The 14,481-nt window shown below is 38.9% G+C and carries 14 protein-coding genes and 1 pseudogene; 13 read left to right on the top strand and 2 right to left on the bottom strand.

The features are described 5' to 3' along the window. Nucleotides 1-110 precede the first annotated feature (110 nt). Together ACLV7H_RS08875 and ACLV7H_RS08870 are read right to left on the bottom strand one after the other, a co-directional pair. Nucleotides 111-881 (bottom strand): response regulator, encoded by a 771-nt coding sequence (locus tag ACLV7H_RS08875; RefSeq protein WP_411866967.1) that lies wholly within the window; start codon nt 879-881, stop codon nt 111-113. Further along, nucleotides 874-2,523, bottom strand: coding sequence for a sensor histidine kinase (locus tag ACLV7H_RS08870; protein ID WP_045592953.1), 1,650 nt, complete (start codon nt 2,521-2,523; stop codon nt 874-876). The genes ACLV7H_RS08875 and ACLV7H_RS08870 overlap by 8 nt, the downstream gene beginning before the upstream one ends. Before the next feature lie 148 nt (nt 2,524-2,671). On the opposite strand from ACLV7H_RS08870, the gene leuS reads away from it, so the two are divergent. From leuS to ACLV7H_RS08805, 13 genes and pseudogenes are all read left to right on the top strand, one after another. Beyond that, entirely contained in the window at nt 2,672-5,173 is a 2,502-nt protein-coding gene (gene leuS, locus ACLV7H_RS08865; protein WP_411866966.1) for a leucine--tRNA ligase, read from the top strand. Between the two features lie 443 nt (nt 5,174-5,616). Next, on the top strand, nt 5,617-6,270 hold the full coding sequence (locus ACLV7H_RS08860; RefSeq protein ID WP_411866965.1) for a DUF4352 domain-containing protein: 654 nt from the start codon (nt 5,617-5,619) through the stop codon (nt 6,268-6,270). Nucleotides 6,271-6,481: 211 nt separating this feature from the next. Continuing rightward, nucleotides 6,482-6,589, top strand: a pseudogene (locus ACLV7H_RS08855) (leucyl-tRNA synthetase); the annotation flags it as partial. 250 nt (nt 6,590-6,839) lie between these two features. Further along, the gene (locus tag ACLV7H_RS08850; protein ID WP_411866964.1) at nt 6,840-7,706 is read left to right on the top strand and encodes an ATP-binding cassette domain-containing protein; all 867 of its coding nucleotides are present in this window, start codon (nt 6,840-6,842) and stop codon (nt 7,704-7,706) included. After that, nucleotides 7,706-8,548, top strand: a complete 843-nt coding sequence (locus ACLV7H_RS08845) for an ABC transporter permease (protein WP_411866963.1) — start codon at nt 7,706-7,708, stop codon at nt 8,546-8,548. The genes ACLV7H_RS08850 and ACLV7H_RS08845 overlap by 1 nt, the downstream gene beginning before the upstream one ends. 18 nt (nt 8,549-8,566) lie before the next feature. Beyond that, nucleotides 8,567-9,022 (top strand): LytTR family DNA-binding domain-containing protein, encoded by a 456-nt coding sequence (locus tag ACLV7H_RS08840; protein ID WP_000701937.1) that lies wholly within the window; start codon nt 8,567-8,569, stop codon nt 9,020-9,022. Nucleotides 9,023-9,031: 9 nt separating this feature from the next. After that, nucleotides 9,032-9,451 (top strand): DUF3021 family protein, encoded by a 420-nt coding sequence (locus ACLV7H_RS08835; protein WP_045592966.1) that lies wholly within the window; start codon nt 9,032-9,034, stop codon nt 9,449-9,451. A gap of 92 nt (nt 9,452-9,543) precedes the next feature. Then, complete coding sequence (locus ACLV7H_RS08830; protein WP_411866962.1) at nt 9,544-10,239, top strand: GNAT family N-acetyltransferase; 696 nt, start codon at nt 9,544-9,546, stop codon at nt 10,237-10,239. A gap of 11 nt (nt 10,240-10,250) precedes the next feature. Further along, complete coding sequence (locus ACLV7H_RS08825; protein WP_045592970.1) at nt 10,251-10,667, top strand: GNAT family N-acetyltransferase; 417 nt, start codon at nt 10,251-10,253, stop codon at nt 10,665-10,667. Between the two features lie 470 nt (nt 10,668-11,137). Then, nucleotides 11,138-12,136, top strand: coding sequence for a Holliday junction branch migration DNA helicase RuvB (ruvB, locus tag ACLV7H_RS08820; RefSeq protein WP_411866961.1), 999 nt, complete (start codon nt 11,138-11,140; stop codon nt 12,134-12,136). Further along, nucleotides 12,117-12,701 carry a nucleotidyltransferase family protein gene (locus tag ACLV7H_RS08815; RefSeq protein WP_045592971.1) on the top strand — a complete coding sequence of 195 codons (585 nt, stop codon included), beginning with the start codon at nt 12,117-12,119 and terminating at the stop codon, nt 12,699-12,701. Before ruvB ends, ACLV7H_RS08815 begins: the two co-directional genes overlap by 20 nt. A gap of 206 nt (nt 12,702-12,907) precedes the next feature. Then, nucleotides 12,908-13,666: an isoprenyl transferase gene (locus ACLV7H_RS08810; protein WP_045592972.1), complete on the top strand. Its 759-nt coding sequence runs from the start codon at nt 12,908-12,910 to the stop codon at nt 13,664-13,666. 8 nt (nt 13,667-13,674) lie between these two features. Further along, a complete protein-coding gene (locus tag ACLV7H_RS08805) occupies nt 13,675-14,478 on the top strand; it encodes a phosphatidate cytidylyltransferase (RefSeq protein WP_045592974.1) in 804 nt (267 codons plus the stop codon). The last annotated feature ends 3 nt before the right edge of the window (nt 14,479-14,481 follow it).

Genomic DNA, 14,481 nt, shown 5'->3' with positions numbered 1-14,481 from the left:
GATACCTCCAAAGTTTTTGTTATATCTATTGTAAAAGAATGTAAGCGTTTTTAAAACTCAAAATTCTATCCTAATAGTGGAAAATTCTCTACAAAAAAGAAGAATAGTTTCTATACTATTCTTCCAATGGTTTTTAATTCTTTTGGGGAAATATGAAAGTATTTCTTAAAAACTTTCCCAAAATATTTATAGTCTGAGAACCCCACTTGTTCAGCAATTTGGCTAAGTGGACAGTCAGGATGTTGGATTATTTTTTCAACCGCTTGTTTTAATCTATACTGTAGGATATATTCATTCAAGGTAATTGGAAAATCTTCTTTGATAACTTTATATAGATAACTTTCGCTATAGCCTAAATTTTCTGCAATAGAAGAAATTGTAAAGTGTTCGGAGTAGTGTTGGTGTATAAATTCGAGAATTTGTTGAATCAGTTGGTTTTGAGGATTGATTTTTTGAAGGGAGGTGACAAAGGTCTGGTAATCTTGTAAAAATGGTTTGTTTTGATGTTGATCCATTTGAAGACGAAGAATTATTTTCTCTAGACATTCTGTTAATTCTATGATATTTATGGGTTTTGATAGAAAATCTACAGCTCCAAATTGCATAGCTTTTTTTGCATTTGGGAAATCATCATAGCCAGATAGGATTACTTTTTCATAGGAAATAGACTGTGTGGCTTCAAACATCATGAAGGCATCCATGATAGGCATGGTGATATCTGTCAGTACAATATGTGGTTTTAGTTTTTGAATTAGTTCCATTCCTTCTTGTCCATGACTAGCGGTTCCTACGACTTGAATACCTAAGGTAGAGTAGTCTACAGCAATCTCAAGCCATTTTCGAATTAAGTGCTCGTCTTCGACAATGATTAGCTTAAACATGTGTTCTTCCTTTCGTGACAAATTTAACAAACGTTTCACCTTTAGGGTTTACACCTAAATCCAATTCGACATTATCAAAGAAGTTATTCAATCGTTTGTAACTATTGACAATACCGTGTTGAGTATGTGGACTGTTCAGGGATTCTAGGATATGTAGGCGTTCTTGTTTAGTTAAACCACCGGCATTATCCATAATGATAAAGGTTAGCTCTTCCTGATTTTGAGTGATTTTGATAGAGATGGAAAGATCTATACGATACTGCCTTCCGTATTTTAGAGCATTTTCTACAAGAGGTAATAAGAAAAGTTTTGGAATGACTTGGAAATACAGATTTTTAGAACAGTCAATTTGGTAAGAAAATTGTTCAAAGCGAATTTGGTGAATTTTTAGATAAGCTTCGATAATTTCTAAGTCCTTCCCAAGAGTCGTTTCTTTCTCTAATTCAGTTACACTATATCGCAGAATGCGTGTGAGATTTTGAATAAGGTCTTGAGTAATACTAGTATCAATCATACTCGTGATTTTAATGGTTTCCAAGGTATTGTATAGGAAGTGAGGATTAAACTGAGCTTCTAGCATTTTTCTTTCAAAAACCCATTTTTCCTTTTCAATGGTCAACATCTTTTGATGAAGCTCATCTAACTCCTGTAGCATGTTGTTAATTTTCTCAGCTATCAGTTCAAATTCATCCCCCGTATGGAGCCTGAGTTTCTTTTCTTTTTTCTTAGGAATCGCATGTAATTGAAAGACTAAACTTTCAATAGGGCCAGCATTATGAGTTGCGATTTTATGGGCAATTCTCCTAGCCTGCCAAAAATATAATAGAAAGATACAAATTGTTAGTATGGAAGCAAGGCTAAGTAAACTAGGAATAGGAAAAAATGATTGGAAAGTGTAAATTGAAAAAATTAAATCAACTTTATGTTTTTCGATCAATAGTGGATTTTCAATGAACCAATGTGTTTTTGAACGGAGCGATTTCTCATCAAATTTTTCCAGAGTTGATTGTGTAAATTGATTAGTATTACTAGAGTATATATTACCAAAGGTATCTGTGATGACGTATTTTGAATTAATTAAAGGGATACTTGATACGAAGTCATTCTCATTAACAAAAGAAATACTGTAAGCTATGGCTCGTTGATTTTGAATTATGGGCATAATAAAGACAGCATAATGCTGCTTATCCATAGATAGAGCAACTTTCTCTGAAATGGATCCTTGAGTAGGATTTTGAATTAATAATTTTAAATAATAGGGAGCTAAAAGAGTTTCTTTATGATTGCGATTAGTGCTAAATAAAAGTTCGCCAGTATCATCGAGAATGACAAAATCAGAACTGAGTTTTAGTTGCGCTTTTGTTTCATAAAATAGACTAAATAATTCTCTGTCAGTGTGTTTACCTTCTATAAATTCTGGAACCATCTTTTTATTCATGGTTTCCAACAATTCATAATTCGCTTGTTTCATGTCATGAACATGTTGAGCAATTTGTTGAGTATCTTTAGCTAGTTGTTGTTTTTGTAAAAAATAGGAAAAACCAAAAAGAAAAATTAGTAATAAAAGAGAGGATATAAAAGCTGCTATAGAGCTTCTATGGAGAATTTCTTTTTGAAGAGATTTTTTAAAGGAATGAGACATCCGTTACCTCCTTTGGAAGGGTTTTCTGTTATAAGTATAGCAGTTTAAAAATTCTAGAGCAAGGTAAAATAGAAAAGTGTAGAATAGAACGAGACCAAATTCCCCCAAAAATGGTATAATAGTAACATCATAAAATTGGAGAAATAGCATGAGTTTTTACAATCATAAGGAAATCGAGCCCAAGTGGCAGGGCTACTGGGCGAAACATCATACATTTAAGACAGGAACAGATGCCTCAAAACCGAAGTTCTATGCTCTGGATATGTTCCCATATCCTTCAGGAGCCGGATTGCACGTAGGACACCCAGAAGGTTATACAGCAACGGATATCCTCAGCCGTTACAAACGTGCGCAAGGATACAACGTCCTTCACCCAATGGGATGGGATGCCTTTGGTTTGCCAGCTGAGCAGTATGCTATGGATACGGGAAATGACCCGGCAGAATTTACAGCGGAAAATATTGCTAACTTCAAACGCCAAATCAATGCGCTTGGCTTCTCTTACGACTGGGATCGTGAAGTCAACACAACAGATCCAAACTACTACAAGTGGACGCAGTGGATCTTCACCAAGCTTTACGAAAAGGGCTTGGCCTATGAAGCGGAAGTACCAGTAAACTGGGTGGAAGAATTGGGAACGGCCATTGCCAACGAAGAAGTGCTTCCTGATGGAACTTCTGAGCGTGGTGGCTATCCCGTTGTCCGCAAACCAATGCGCCAATGGATGCTTAAAATTACGGCCTATGCAGAGCGCTTGCTTAACGACTTGGATGAGTTGGATTGGCCAGAGTCTATCAAGGACATGCAACGCAACTGGATTGGTAAATCAACTGGTGCCAATATAACCTTCAAAGTAAAAGGAACAGACAAGGAATTCACCGTCTTTACCACTCGTCCTGATACGCTTTTCGGTTCGACCTTCACAGTCTTGGCTCCTGAGCATGACTTGGTTGACGCTATCACAAGTCCAGAGCAAGCTGAGGCAGTAGCTGACTACAAACACCAAGCTAGTCTTAAGTCAGACTTGGCTCGTACCGACCTTGCCAAGGAAAAAACTGGTGTTTGGACTGGAGCTTATGCCATCAACCCTGTCAATGGCAAGGAAATTCCAATCTGGATTGCGGACTATGTTCTTGCTAGTTATGGAACAGGTGCTGTCATGGCTGTGCCAGCCCACGACCAACGTGACTGGGAATTTGCCAAACAATTTGACCTTCCAATCGTTGAAGTGCTTGAAGGTGGAAACGTTGAAGAAGCTGCCTATACTGAAGATGGTCTTCATGTCAATTCAGACTTCCTAGATGGCCTTAACAAAGAAGATGCGGTTGCTAAGATTGTCGCTTGGTTGGAAGAAAAAGAATGTGGTCAAGAGAAGGTGACTTACCGTCTCCGCGACTGGCTCTTTAGTCGTCAACGTTACTGGGGTGAGCCAATCCCAATCATTCATTGGGAAGATGGGACTTCAACAGCTGTTTCAGAAAATGAATTGCCACTTGTCTTGCCAGTAACCAAGGATATCCGCCCTTCAGGTACTGGTGAGAGTCCGCTAGCTAACTTGACAGACTGGCTTGAAGTGACGCGTGAAGATGGTGTCAAAGGTCGTCGTGAAACCAACACCATGCCACAATGGGCTGGTTCAAGCTGGTACTACCTCCGCTATATTGACCCGCACAATACTGAGAAATTGGCTGATGAGGACCTCCTCAAACAATGGTTGCCAGTGGATATCTACGTGGGTGGTGCGGAGCACGCTGTACTTCACTTGCTTTACGCTCGTTTCTGGCACAAATTCCTCTATGACCTCGGTGTTGTTCCAACTAAAGAACCATTCCAAAAACTCTTTAACCAAGGAATGATTTTGGGAACAAGCTACCGTGACCACCGTGGAGCTCTTGTGGCGACTGATAAGGTTGAAAAACGTGACGGTTCTTTCTTCCATGTGGAAACAGGAGAAGAGTTGGAGCAAGCACCAGCCAAGATGTCTAAATCCCTCAAGAACGTTGTTAACCCAGACGATGTGGTGGAACAATATGGTGCTGATACCCTTCGTGTTTATGAAATGTTCATGGGGCCACTTGACGCTTCCATCGCTTGGTCTGAAGAAGGTTTGGAAGGAAGCCGTAAATTCCTAGACCGTGTTTACCGTTTGATTACAAGTAAAGAAATTGTTGCGGAAAACAATGGGGCTCTTGACAAGGTTTATAACGAAACCGTTAAATCTGTTACTGAGCAAATCGAATCCATGAAATTCAACACAGCTATTGCCCAACTTATGGTCTTTGTCAATGCTGCTAATAAGGAAGACAAACTCTATGTGGACTATGCCAAAGGCTTTATCCAATTGATTGCCCCATTTGCACCTCACTTGGCAGAAGAACTCTGGCAAACAGTTGCAGCAACAGGTGAGTCCATCTCTTATGTAGCTTGGCCAACATGGGACGAAAGTAAATTGGTTGAAGACGAAATCGAAATCGTCGTCCAAATCAAAGGTAAAGTTCGTGCTAAACTCATGGTCGCTAAAGACCTCTCACGCGAAGAATTGCAAGAAATTGCTCTAGCTGACGAAAAAGTCAAAGCAGAGATTGACGGCAAGGAAATCGTGAAAGTGATTGCGGTACCGAATAAGTTAGTTAATATCGTTGTGAAATAATGCATGAAAAGTCTTCAAAGTTCTACTTTGGAGGCTTTTTTGAAATCATGCTAATGGTAATAGAAGTTATAATCTATTGAATCTGGAACGGTCCACTGAGGTTTCTAAAACGTTATAGTAATTTAATAGTACACAATAGCTGCTAAAACATTTCTAGAAATTAATGTGACTTTCCGAATCGATTTCTTCAGTTTTTATTTCATTCCACTATAAATAAGAATCACCTTATTTGTCTTAGAGTGATATATTCCCAATTTTAGAAAAAATGAAATGGCAAAGTTTTTTTGAGATAATTTTGTTAGTTGAAATTGTCTAGCTAGGATTAGTAATTGAAACTTTTTAAATCGCATTTATTTTAAAAAAATTAAAATTGATCCTCAAAATGCTTTTTTTTTTTAGGAAATATAATATAATACTTTAAAAAAGATTAAAGGAGATTTCTTATGGCTAAGAAAATCAAAGATGAAAATGGGAATGTATATGTTAAAAAAACACCTTTTTATAAAAAATGGTGGTTCATATTGATTGTTATTATTGTTGTATTTGGTGTAATTAAAGGTGGAAGTGGTAACAATTCCTCACAAAAACCAACTACATCTAATTCAAGTAGTCAAGTAACATCATCAAAAGAAACTGTTCAAACAAGTGCATCAGAAGAAACTAAAAATACAGAAGAAAAAACAACTACTAAGGCAGAGCATAAAATTGGAGAGATTGTCAAAGTCGGGGATGTTGAATATGTTGTGAATTCGAAATCCTTATCTCAAAATGTTGGCGGAGATTATGGAAAAACTGCAAATGGTATTTATCTAATTGTGAATGTAACAGTAAAAAATACAGGTAAAAAATCTATAACAGTTACTGATGATTTCTTTAAACTTTTAAAAGGTGATACAGAGTACTCAACTGATAGTACAGCTGGTATCTATGCAAATCAGGAAGCAAAATTCTTTTTGTCAGAATTAAACCCTGAAAACAGTATTACAGGAAATGTGGTATTTGATGTGAATACGGAGACTGCTGATGCTTCAGGCTTACAGTTACAAGTACAAACAGGTGTTTTTGGAACTCAAAGAGGAAAAATTAGTCTAGATTAGTCCGAATTAAAAATGCAAAATGTCTATTTTTTAGTAGATGTTATGCATTTTTTGTTATTCTTTATATTTGTTTTTATATCATGATTTAAAAAAACTAGCAGTTAGGAATTATATCAAAGTGGAGAAAGATGGTGCAAATTGGATTTTTAAGATTAATTTAGTTAAAGGAAGTCGTAAATTCCTTGACCGTGTTTACCGTTTGATTACAAGTAAAGAAATCGCTCTAGCGGATGAAAAAGTTAAAGCAGAAATTGACGGTAAGGAAATTGTCAAAGTGATTGCAGTTCCGAATAAACTCGTTAATATCGTCGTTAAATAACAAATTTATTAGCTCTATCTGCCACCTTCAATAGTCCACTGGACTATTGAAGCCAACTAAATTGGTTAATATTGTTGTAAAATAAGATAGGAATCCTTCAGATTAGAATCTGGAGGATTTTTTGATTGAAAAATATAATTCTGTTTCCATCATCTCACCACTTAACCTCTCATTTTAACCACTTATCTCAAAAGTCGATTTTTCTTTCATTCTTTTTGTTAAACTAGTGTGGTAAAGAGGAGGAAAAAAGATGATTTTACAAGCTAAACATTTGACTAAACGGTATGGCAATCATATGGCTGTTGACGATATTCAGTTAGAGTTTGAAAAAGGAAGTTTCAATGCTATTTTGGGACCCAATGGTGCAGGGAAATCAACCACCATTTCCATGTTAATCGGTTTGAAAAAGCCGACACAAGGTCAGATTCAATATGCGCCAAATACGAAAATCGGAGTTGTTTTTCAAGCTAGTGTATTGGATGAGATGTTGACGGTTAGGGAAAATCTCACGATTCGCGCTCAACAGTATAAGGAGATTGCAGCAAGTCGTGTGGATGATTTGATTCATCAACTTGGTTTGACGGCTTTCCAGAAACAACTCTATGGAACCTTGTCAGGTGGACAAAAACGTCGGGTTGATATTGCGCGTGCTCTTCTTTCGCGACCAGATATTCTTTTCTTGGATGAACCAACGACAGGTCTTGATATTCAGACTCGCAAATCCATCTGGGATCTACTGTATCGACTACAAAAGGATGAAGGGATGACTATTATCTTAACGACTCATTATCTGGATGAAGCGGATGAAGCGGATCAGATCTATATCGTTGATCATGGGAAAGTGATTGCGCAAGGTTCTGCGACTGCTATTAAAAGTCAGTATGCATCTAATATCCTAAAAATTCGTTTTAAGGAAATGAAGGATTTAGAAAAGCTGCTACAGACTGGAATGACAGTAGAGGAAGAAAATGAGTTGGAATATTATTTTTATCCAAGGACGTCACAGGAAGCCATTGAATATTTGGCAAAAGTTCGAGAAGAAATTGATTCTTTTGAGTTTCGTCCGGGTACTATGGATGATGCCTTTATTGCACTTACAGGAAGAGAGGTTCGCTAATGCTAGCTTTATTGAAACGGAATTTTATCTTATATTTTCGTAATCGTTCGGGAGTATTTTTCTCATTATTGGGGGCATTGATTTCCTTCCTCCTTTATATCATTTTTTTGCAGAAGAATTTGACGGATTCTTGGTCCCAACTCCCTGATAGTACGAATCTTTTGAATAACTGGCTGATGGGTGGGACCTTGGCTGTGACTGGGATGACAACTAGTTTTACGGCTCTTAAACAAATGGTACAGGACCGCGAAAATCAAGTGGATCAAGATCTCTTCTTGACAGATTTAGGTAACTGGGGCTTACAGGCGTCCTATCTAATCAGTAGTATTGTCATTTCTTTTGTTATGCAGGTGTTTATGTTTGCTGTTATGAGTTTTTATTTTAAAGAGAGCCCAGTTATCAGTCATTTACCGGAAATAACTTTGATTATGTTGTTAAGCAGTCTGCTTTCAAGTTTGGTAAATGTTCTCTTGATTTACCGTTTTCAATCTGTATATAGCCTTGGTAAACTGGCAACGATAGTGGGAACTGCTTCTGGATTTTTAGTAGGAACTTATATCCCCATTGGAGTATTACCTGATTCTGCACAGCTTTTCATGAAATGTACCCCTGCAACTTATATTGCTTCTCTCTATCGACAAGTCTTGATGAAAGAGCAGTTAGAGACCGCATTTTCAGGAAATAACAGTCTGTTACAGGAATTTCAAGAAAAAATGGGAATCCAAATCAACTGGCAAGAACTATTGACAAAGGAAGAAACATACTTTATAGTGGTTATTATCAGTCTCGTCGCTATTCTTCTTTGGCTTTTATTTGTTAAAGTGTCTAGCAAGAGAAAATAAAGATGTATTGGAGAGAAAATGAAGATTCGTTTTGAAATGAAGACAGAGTTTTCAGAAAAAGACCCACACATTTTAATTCAGGCAGCTCAATTAACCGACCAAGCAAGAGAAGTCATGGAGTATTTAGAACAATTTTCAACGACTAATCAGGTGGTCATTCCTATTCGAACGGATGATCATCTGGTTATGGTGAAAATTGAGGATCTTATTCTAGCAGATATCGATAAGAATTTGTTGACCATTTATACGGTAGACGGGATTTATAAAACTAAGGAAACATTGACAAACTTTCAGAATCGGATTAACCGGCGTAACTTTATACAGATATCACGTCATTCAATTATAAACATTGACCATCTAGAGTCATTATCGGATAGCTTTTCAGGGAACATGATGGCTAAGATGGCTCGGGGTATCAAATCGAGTGTGAGTCGGAAATACGTTAAGTCCTTAATGGATTATCTAGGTTTATAGGAGAAAATCATGAAGCGATTGATTGCTTATTTTGTATCGGGAATGCGGACGGCCTCCTTTGTTTATTTGAGTTTGGTGTTATTGGCTCAGTTTTATTCAGGTATTATCTATCCCGCACCAACGACAAAAAATATTCTAGCTTTGTTTTTGATGAGTGGAATTATGGGGGTATTGACCTTAATCCTTGAAAGGCTAGAGTTTCTTGCTTATAGTATGCGTGTAGGAGTTCATTTATTAGCGACAGCTACTATTTTAGTATTGACCTACCTATTTTTTGGCTGGGGTTCAGCATTGTTGAGTCCCTTGCTGTGGTTCTTTTTCTTGTTAATTTATGGACTGATATGGTTGTACCAGATCTGGCAAACTCACAAACTCACCCAACGAATTAATCAAGCCTTAGAAGAGAAAAGAAAGAAAACGAATCACTAATGTAGTGAGTGGATGAGGTTTGAGGAGAGTGCTAGTTTCCATATAGAGTAAATTATGATATAGTATTTTCAGCGTAAAACAAGGAGAAAGCTATGCCAGTAAATGAATATAGTCAGATGATTGGTGAGTCAATGGAAGGTTATACACCAGGTGAATTGCCTTCCATTGATTTCTTAGAAGGGCGCTACGCTCGGATAGAGGCTCTTTCGGTGGAGAAGCATGCAGAGGATTTGCTAGTTGTTTATGGTCTTGATACGCCTCCTGAGATGTGGACCTACCTCTTTCAGGAACCAGTGGCAGATATGGAGGAACTGGTCACCGTCTTAAATCAGATGTTGACTCGTAAGGACCGTTTTTACTACGTGATTATAGACAAGGCAACTGGTAAGGCCTTGGGAACATTTTCTCTCATGCGCATTGACCAGAATAACAGAGTAATAGAAGTTGGTGCCGTCACTTTTTCGCCTGCTCTTAAGGGTACGAGGATAGGGACAGAGGCCCAGTATCTTTTGGCGCGCTATGTTTTTGAGGAGCTTAACTATCGTCGCTACGAGTGGAAATGCGATGCTCTAAATCTCCCATCCAGACGAGCTGCGGAACGTTTGGGCTTTGTCTATGAAGGAACCTTTCGCCAGGCAGTCGTTTATAAGGGGCGTACGAGGGATACGGATTGGCTCTCTATTATTGATAAGGACTGGCCTCAAGTTAAAGCGCGTTTGGAAGCATGGCTGGCTCCTGAAAACTTTGATAAAGATGGACGGCAGTACAAGAGCTTGAGAGAATTCTGAGAGGTATTAGGATGATGACTATTAGAAGGCAAGAAATCGTCAAGCTAGAGGATGTTTTGCATCTCTATCAGGCAGTTGGATGGACAAATTATACACATCAACCTCAGATGTTGGAGAGAGCCTTGTCTCACTCATTAGCGATTTATCTGGCACTTGATGGCGATGCCGTGGTGGGCTTGGTCCGTTTGGTCGGAGATGGTTTCTCATCGATTTTTGTCCAGGATTTGATCGTTTTGCCTAGCTATCAGCGCCAAGGGATTGGTAGCGACTTGATGAAAGAGGCTTTAGGTAATTACAAAGATGCCTATCAAGTCCAACTGGTGACAGACCAAACAGATAAAAACTTGGGATTCTACCGTTCTCTGGGCTTTGAAACCTTATCTACTTATGATTGCACAGGAATGATTTGGGTGGATCGAAAAAGATAAAAATTATTTTTTATTAAGTAAAGTTTAAGTCTCCTCGTGTATTATATAGTTATTAGATAAAGACCTTCTAATACTCTTCGAAAATCTCACCAGCCTTCGTTAGAGTCGACTTAGCTAACTATAGTTATGCTTGCATCTATCTGCCTAGTCTGATTTCGATTTTCATTGAGTACCCTTTATTTAATGAAATCCTAAACTTTTCTTTTTCATCATAATCTCCTAAAAAAGCCACCCAATCAGGTGGCTTTTTTATGGCTTGGAGAGGAAAATTTTTTTAAAAAATGACAAATCATAGAAAAAGTTAAGTTAGCTTTAAGATTCATCTTGTATTATATAATCATTAAATAAAGACCTCCTAACTTTATTTAATGAAATCCTAAACTTTTCTTTTTCATAATAATCTCCCTAAAGAAGCCACCCAATCAGGTGGCTTTTTTGTTTGTAGGCTGGATTTTTGCTATAATAGGAACATGAGTAGAATTTTAGATAATGAAATCATGGGTGATGAGGAGTTGGTAGAACGTACCCTCCGTCCCCAATATTTACGTGAATATATCGGTCAGGACAAGGTCAAGGATCAGCTGCAAATCTTTATCGAAGCTGCTAAAATGCGGGATGAGGCGCTGGACCATGTTCTTTTGTTTGGCCCTCCAGGACTTGGGAAAACGACTATGGCTTTTGTCATTGCCAATGAACTGGGAGTCAACCTCAAGCAAACGTCTGGTCCTGTCATTGAAAAAGCAGGTGACTTGGTAGCGATTTTGAATGATTTGGAGCCGGGAGATGTCCTCTTTATTGACGAGATTCATCGCCTGCCCATGTCGGTGGAAGAGGTGCTTTATAGTGCTATGGAGGACTTTTACATTGACATCATGATTGGGGTTGGAGAGGGTAGTCGCAGTGTTCATCTGGACTTGCCACCTTTTACCTTGATTGGTGCGACGACCCGTGCGGGTATGCTTTCCAATCCTCTTCGGGCACGTTTTGGGATTACAGGTCATATGGAATACTATGCCCATGCTGACTTGACAGAAATTGTCGAACGAACGGCAGATATTTTTGAGATGGAAATCACTCATGAAGCAGCTGCTGAGCTGGCCTTGCGCAGTCGAGGAACTCCTCGTATCGCCAATCGTCTCCTCAAGCGCGTGCGCGACTTTGCGCAGATTATGGGGAATGGGGTTATCGATGATGTTATTACCGATAAGGCATTAACCATGCTGGATGTTGACCATGAAGGATTGGATTATGTGGATCAAAAAATCCTCCGCACCATGATTGATTTGTACGGTGGTGGACCTGTCGGTTTAGGAACCCTTTCGGTTAATATTGCCGAGGAGCGTGAGACGGTAGAAGATATGTACGAACCCTACCTCATCCAGAAAGGCTTTATCATGCGAACTCGTTCTGGACGGGTGGCGACAGCTAAGGCATATGAGCATTTAGGTTATGATTACAGTGAAAAATGAGCAAGATATTCTAAAGGTTTTTAGAAAAAATTCAGATATGATGGCTATTCTGACCATCATTCGTGACCTTGATCTGAAAGACTCGTGGTTGGCGGCAGGTTCTGTCAGGAATTTCATCTGGAATCTCTTATCAGACAAATCGCCTTTTGATAGTGAGACGGATGTGGATGTGATTTTCTTTGATCCAGATGTTTCTTATGAGGAAACAGTATCCCTAGAGAACAAGCTGAGAGAGGATTTTCCTCAGTACCAGTGGGAGTTTAAAAATCAGGTCTATATGCATCTGCACAGTCCTCACACTGCGCCCTATACCAGTTCCCGTGATGCTATGAGTAAGTATCCCGAGCGTTGCACGGCGGTAGGCCTTCGCTTGAATGAAGATTCCACTTTAGAGCTCTTTGCCCCCTATGGTTTGGAGGATATTTTAAAGTTTCAAGTTTCTCCGACACCTCATTTCCTAGATAATGAGGAGCGAATGAAACTCTATCAAGAACGGTTGTCAAAGAAAAAATGGCAAGAAAAATGGAAAAATCTGACTTTCTCAAAAAACTTAAGAAAAATTTAAGTTAGGGACGGTATACTAGGTTTATAAGTTAAGAAGAACTTAACTTAAACTCCTAAAACTTTTTCATAATAATCTCCCTATAAAATTAAGTCGCCCAATCAGGCGGCTTATTTTTTGTCTGTATGGAGAGCTAATAACTTAGCAATAGAAGAAAATAGGGAAATATGGTATAATGAAACGATAGATTTTTGAATAGGAATAAGATCATGTTTGGATTTTTTAAGAAAGATAAAGCTGTAGAAGTTGAGGTTCCAACACAGGTTCCTGCTCATATTGGCATCATCATGGATGGGAATGGTCGCTGGGCTAAAAAACGGATGCAACCACGGGTTTTTGGTCATAAGGCGGGGATGGAAGCCCTCCAAAAGGTGACAAAGGCAGCTAACAAGATGGGAGTTAAGGTCATCACGGTTTATGCCTTTTCAACGGAGAATTGGACACGCCCAGATCAAGAGGTCAAGTTTATCATGAACTTGCCAGTCGAGTTTTATGATAACTACGTCCCTGAATTACATGCAAATAATGTTAAGATTCAGATGATTGGGGAGACAGACCGTCTGCCTAAGCCGACTTTTGAAGCTTTGAAAAAAGCAGAGGAATTGACCAAGAACAACACAGGCTTGATTCTCAATTTTGCGCTCAATTATGGTGGTCGAGCTGAAATTACGCAGGCTCTTAAGGGCTTGGCTCAAGATGTTCTAGATGCTAAAATCAACCCTAGTGACATCACTGAAGATATGATTGGGGACTATCTTTTCACGCAACACCTGCCAAAGGATTTGCGGGATCCTGATTTGATTATCCGTACGAGTGGTGAGTTGCGTTTGAGTAATTTCTTGCCATGGCAAGCAGCTTATAGTGAGCTTTACTTTACGGATACCTTGTGGCCTGATTTTGATGAAGCCGCCTTGCAGGAAGCTATTGCTGCTTTTAACCATCGCAATCGCCGTTTTGGAGGAGTTTAGGAGAAGATATGACCAAGGATTTACAAAAGAGAACATTGTTTGCGGTATTGGCCCTGGCGATTTTCCTTCCAGTCTTGTTTGCAGGAGGGCTCTTGTTGCAGATAGGGATTGGCTTGTTAGCGATGCTAGGCGTCCATGAACTCTTGCACATGAAGGAACTAAAGACTATGACCATTGAGGGTGCTTTGACTCTCTTTGCGACCTTCGCCCTCACAGTCCCTTTAGAAAATTACCTAACTTTTTTGCCTGTTGATGGAAATGTGGTTGCCTATAGTGTTCTGATTACCATAATGCTAGGGACAACCGTTTTCAGTAAAAACTATACCATTGAAGATGCCGCTTTTCCAATTGCTGTGAGTTTTTATGTTGGTTTTGGTTTCAATGCCTTACTAGATGCCCGGGTGGCAGGTTTTGACAAGGTTCTTCTGGCTCTTTTTATCGTTTGGGCGACAGATAGCGCAGCCTACCTGACGGGGGTGAATTTTGGCAAGCATAAGTTAGCCCCGAGAGTTTCTCCTAATAAGAGTATTGAAGGCTTTGTCGGGGGTATTCTAGGTGCGGTACTGATTACAGTGATTTTCATGTTAGTGGATAGCACAGTTGCTCTTCCTTATGGAATTTATAGAATGAGTCTCTTTGCTGCATTCTTCAGTGTGGCCGGTCAGTTTGGTGACTTGATTGAGAGTGCCATGAAACGCCATTTCGGTGTCAAGGATTCTGGAAAATTTATCCCTGGACATGGCGGTGTGTTGGATCGCTTTGACAGCATGCTGATTGTATTTCCAATGATGCACTTATTTGGCCTGTTTTAAAGA

The sequence above is a fragment of the Streptococcus oralis genome, from assembly GCF_965111685.1.
In the GTDB taxonomy this organism is placed as follows: Bacteria; Bacillota; Bacilli; order Lactobacillales; family Streptococcaceae; genus Streptococcus; species Streptococcus oralis_B.
The sequence above is the reverse complement of the archived record's forward strand: the minus strand, read 5'-3'. Positions and strand labels throughout refer to the sequence as shown.

Bases quoted from the DNA above. Each gene is read 5' to 3' on its own strand.
- ACLV7H_RS08875 (WP_411866967.1), bottom strand. From the start codon at position 881: ATGTTTAAGCTAATCATTGTCGAAGACGAGCACTTAATTCGAAAATGG.
- ACLV7H_RS08870 (WP_045592953.1), bottom strand. From the start codon at position 2,523: ATGTCTCATTCCTTTAAAAAATCTCTTCAAAAAGAAATTCTCCATAGA.
- leuS (WP_411866966.1), top strand. From the start codon at position 2,672: ATGAGTTTTTACAATCATAAGGAAATCGAGCCCAAGTGGCAGGGCTAC.
- ACLV7H_RS08860 (WP_411866965.1), top strand. From the start codon at position 5,617: ATGGCTAAGAAAATCAAAGATGAAAATGGGAATGTATATGTTAAAAAA.
- ACLV7H_RS08850 (WP_411866964.1), top strand. From the start codon at position 6,840: ATGATTTTACAAGCTAAACATTTGACTAAACGGTATGGCAATCATATG.
- ACLV7H_RS08845 (WP_411866963.1), top strand. From the start codon at position 7,706: ATGCTAGCTTTATTGAAACGGAATTTTATCTTATATTTTCGTAATCGT.
- ACLV7H_RS08840 (WP_000701937.1), top strand. From the start codon at position 8,567: ATGAAGATTCGTTTTGAAATGAAGACAGAGTTTTCAGAAAAAGACCCA.
- ACLV7H_RS08835 (WP_045592966.1), top strand. From the start codon at position 9,032: ATGAAGCGATTGATTGCTTATTTTGTATCGGGAATGCGGACGGCCTCC.
- ACLV7H_RS08830 (WP_411866962.1), top strand. From the start codon at position 9,544: ATGCCAGTAAATGAATATAGTCAGATGATTGGTGAGTCAATGGAAGGT.
- ACLV7H_RS08825 (WP_045592970.1), top strand. From the start codon at position 10,251: ATGATGACTATTAGAAGGCAAGAAATCGTCAAGCTAGAGGATGTTTTG.
- ruvB (WP_411866961.1), top strand. From the start codon at position 11,138: ATGAGTAGAATTTTAGATAATGAAATCATGGGTGATGAGGAGTTGGTA.
- ACLV7H_RS08815 (WP_045592971.1), top strand. From the start codon at position 12,117: ATGATTACAGTGAAAAATGAGCAAGATATTCTAAAGGTTTTTAGAAAA.
- ACLV7H_RS08810 (WP_045592972.1), top strand. From the start codon at position 12,908: ATGTTTGGATTTTTTAAGAAAGATAAAGCTGTAGAAGTTGAGGTTCCA.
- ACLV7H_RS08805 (WP_045592974.1), top strand. From the start codon at position 13,675: ATGACCAAGGATTTACAAAAGAGAACATTGTTTGCGGTATTGGCCCTG.